This is a genomic window from Acinetobacter baretiae, assembly GCF_015627105.1.
Lineage (GTDB): Bacteria > Pseudomonadota > Gammaproteobacteria > Pseudomonadales > Moraxellaceae > Acinetobacter > Acinetobacter baretiae.
The window spans coordinates 1-2,935 of the sequence record NZ_VTDM01000057.1; the positions used below are offsets into that span (position 1 = coordinate 1).

Below are 2,935 nucleotides of genomic sequence, written 5' to 3' on the forward strand. Positions count from 1 at the left end.
TTAAAAGGTTTCCGTGGGCGAGTTCTTTTAATTTCAATTCGTTTTTTCCAACTCAAAATTGTATTTTTATCAATTTCAAATTGTGCAGAGACCGCTCGTATGGAATATCCTTCCTCAAGCTTCGCTATCACTTTTCGTCTAAAATGTTCTGAATAACTCATTTTTATATTGTCTTATATTTTTGATTGTTTGACTATATATACTCGTATTGTTTCATTAATTCTTATTCCTGTACTTTTAGGAGCCATTATTAAAGTACATGCTGCTGCCGGTTTCTTTTTTAGTAATCCCAACGGTGGTTGGGAATTTCCTGCGTTCTGGATCGTAGGTTTAGTCTGTTTGTTTTTACTTGGTGATGGGAAATATGCCCTAAAATCAAGCACGAAAAATTAATAAGGAGGTCAACATGCTTATTCATGGAAAATGGGCCGACAATTGGCATCCTGTTCAAGCGACAGACGAAAAAGGTGGTTTTGTTCGTCAAACTTCAAGTTTTCGTCATTGGATCACCCCTGATGGTTCAGCAGGCATCACAGGTCATGCAGGATTTAAAGCCGAAGCAGATCGATATCACTTATACGTTGCACTCATTTGTCCATGGGCATCTCGAACCCTTATGGCAAGAAAATTGAAAGGTTTAGAGTCTATTATCAGTCTTTCAATTGTTGAACCTTGGTTACTTGAGCAAGGATGGCATTTTGGCCATTGTCTTGACTCAACAATCGATCACTTACATGGTGTCGAATGGGCACATCAGTTATATACAAAAGCAGACCCAGATTTTACAGGACGGGCCACTGTCCCTATTTTATGGGATAAAAAAAACCAAACCATCGTTAATAATGAGTCTGCTGATATTTTACGTATGTTCAATAGTGCTTTCGGATCTTTAGCTCAATCAACTCTAGATCTCTACCCCAAAAAACACCAAGAATATATTGATGAACTCAATATTAAAATGTATGACACACTTAATAATGGTGTTTATCGTGCGGGTTTTGCCACTACACAAGAAAGTTACACCGAAGCTGTTTGCACCGTGTTTAAAACACTTCACGATTTAGAACATTTACTTTCAGATCAACGTGATTTTTTATGTGGTCAAGATATGACTGAAGCTGATATTCGACTTTTTGTCACACTGATTCGATTTGATGTGGCTTATCATGGTTTATTTAAATGTAATTTGTATCAACTCAAAGATTTCACTCTCTTAAATCAATATATCAAACGGATGCTTAATTATCCTGGAGTTAAAGATACAGTAAACATAAATCATATTAAAGAAGGGTATTATTCTATTCGAGCACTCAATCCGACAGGTATTGTTCCTATAGGACCGATGTGATTTTTTAGGTCTTCACTATCACTCTCGTAAAGCTCTTCAACCCTTTATACAGCTAAAAATTTTAAGGCTTACTTAGCAGTATTTTATAGTTTTACTTAGCAGTATTTTATAGTTTTACTTAGCAGTATTTTATAGTTTTACTGAATTATATGGTTTTGGTGGTTTTATTTTAAATTGGCTTTATTTGAAAAATTTATTTAACTCAAATCCTATTTAAGCACAAGCCGAAGCATTGACTATTTAAATGGTTGGCCTAAACAGGATTTGGCTTATTTAGAAAATCATTAAACTATCTTTATAATGTCTAAATTTAAGAGCACCGCAGCCACGAACTTAGCATCGTTATGATTTGGCAATATTGGCAATAGTTTCGATGCAGACCCAAATGTATTACCAGGTACTAAACTTTGCAATATAGAACTAAGATCAAATGATTGTGTGACTGAATCAAGCTCATTTTCCTTAGCACTTTGACGTTTAATCGCAGAAATATCATCTATTTCCAGTACGTACTGATTATTACTAGATACATTGACTTGATACTCAAGTTTACCCGATGATTTTCTTAATTTATGGCACCGAGTTGGAGTGCCTAAAAAAGCAGGATGGGTTACAGGAGGTTGATTAGTTATAACCCGATATTTTGCCATGATTTTGATTACACTTAAAAGGTGGTAAAAGCATATCTATCTATCATTTTACAGTCAATTAGAAAACTTATCTTTGCATACAAATCTATGCAAAGATAAGCATTAAAGAATCATATAAAATTTATAAACATTGCTCTATAGAGCAACTTTGAGGATTAAATATTTATTGCCTTAAATGGTTAAAACAGCATGACGATAATGTAATTAAGCTTTTCATATGCAACAAAATGACGTGATAGGAATTGTGAGTATTTTTAAAGTGGAGCTTCAAGCCCTAAAGATGGGATAAAAGCAAGACAGTATGAGGAAATTAGATGATAGATAGCGGACGACTTGCACGTCATAATGCAAAGGAAAAATCCCCGCAACCTTTCTATTTGGAAACTACTATCTATCAAAGATGGCGGCTGACTTGCACAGCATAATACTAAGTAGCAAAAGCTAAATCGTAACCCTTCTATTTGGAAACTACCATTATGTTGCCTTGTCAATATAGCGGACGACTTGCACGTCATAATGCTTGGCTTTTACCCCCGCAACCTTTCTATTTGGAAACTACTACCCCGACTAGGCATAACCGATTATAAAACATGACAACCATTCAGATCAAGAATCAGGCACTGATTGATAAGTTATAAACTGTATCTAATCGTTTGGCACGACCAGAGCAATTAACCCATGCCATTGCAGCAAGTTTTTAAGTTGAGGGTAACTTTGACAATGGATGGTCGTTCTACTTATAGTCAAACAATCTAATTACTCATACAGAAATGAAAAAACATCTGAAAGAGTCGATCAATACAATCCTCTTGCCATTCTTTTCTCTTTTTCTTAATCCATGCCCAAGTCTTTTCAATAAAATTCAAATCAGGGCTATAAGGCGGTAACCATAAAATCTGATGCCCATAGTGTTCCAATAACTCCTGTATATCCGATC

5 protein-coding genes are annotated in these 2,935 nt (G+C 35.1%); 2 read left to right on the top strand and 3 right to left on the bottom strand.

Annotated elements, in window-relative coordinates:
• A partial coding sequence (locus tag I2F17_RS12375; protein WP_211139442.1) for a helix-turn-helix domain-containing protein occupies positions 1–161 on the bottom strand: 161 nt, incomplete at its 3' end.
• Between the two features lie 28 nt (positions 162–189).
• On the opposite strand from I2F17_RS12375, the gene I2F17_RS12380 reads away from it, so the two are divergent.
• Together I2F17_RS12380 and I2F17_RS12385 are read left to right on the top strand one after the other, a co-directional pair.
• The gene (locus I2F17_RS12380; protein ID WP_211140151.1) at positions 190–393 is read left to right on the top strand and encodes a DoxX family protein; all 204 of its coding nucleotides are present in this window, start codon (positions 190–192) and stop codon (positions 391–393) included.
• A 13-nt stretch (positions 394–406) separates the two neighbouring features.
• Positions 407–1,348 carry a glutathione S-transferase family protein gene (locus tag I2F17_RS12385; RefSeq protein ID WP_211140152.1) on the top strand — a complete coding sequence of 314 codons (942 nt, stop codon included), beginning with the start codon at positions 407–409 and terminating at the stop codon, positions 1,346–1,348.
• A 284-nt stretch (positions 1,349–1,632) separates the two neighbouring features.
• On the opposite strand, the gene I2F17_RS12390 is transcribed toward I2F17_RS12385, so the two are convergent.
• Together I2F17_RS12390 and I2F17_RS12720 are read right to left on the bottom strand one after the other, a co-directional pair.
• Positions 1,633–1,998, bottom strand: a complete 366-nt coding sequence (locus I2F17_RS12390) for a hypothetical protein (protein ID WP_211140153.1) — start codon at positions 1,996–1,998, stop codon at positions 1,633–1,635.
• A 752-nt stretch (positions 1,999–2,750) separates the two neighbouring features.
• The coding region (locus I2F17_RS12720; protein WP_211139098.1) for a transposase at positions 2,751–2,935 on the bottom strand (185 nt) is incomplete at its 5' end.

What these genes read in the sequence shown, in the direction of transcription:
- I2F17_RS12385 (WP_211140152.1), top strand. Translation starts at nt 407, where the DNA reads ATGCTTATTCATGGAAAATGGGCCGACAATTGGCATCCTGTTCAAGCG.
- I2F17_RS12390 (WP_211140153.1), bottom strand. Translation starts at nt 1,998, where the DNA reads ATGGCAAAATATCGGGTTATAACTAATCAACCTCCTGTAACCCATCCT.